The organism is Paenibacillus sp. F024 (assembly GCF_057814255.1).
Genome location: NZ_JBVASZ010000185.1, coordinates 1 through 256, shown reverse-complemented (window position 1 = coordinate 256; position 256 = coordinate 1). Strand labels below are relative to the sequence as shown.

Here is a 256-nt window from a genome sequence, read left to right as displayed (position 1 = left end):
ATATCGAAGGACGCGCGAAAGAGCTCGACGCCATGGGCGTAGACTACATTTGCGTACACACAGGCTACGATCTTCAAGCCGTCGGACAAAACTCGTTTGAGGACCTGAAGAAAATTAAAAGTGTGGTCAAAAATGCAAAAACGGCGATCGCCGGCGGCATCAAGCTCAGCACATTGCCGGAAGTGATCAAAGCCCAGCCTGACCTTGTTATCGTAGGCGGCGGCATTACCGGACAAGAAGATAAAAAAGCCGCAGC

The 256-nt window shown here is 51.2% G+C and carries 1 protein-coding gene; it reads left to right on the top strand.

What is annotated here, in order from left to right; translation table 11 throughout:
* Window positions 1–256: orotidine 5'-phosphate decarboxylase / HUMPS family protein (locus ACZYR9_RS27900; protein ID WP_488981528.1), on the top strand; the 256-nt coding region annotated here is incomplete at both ends.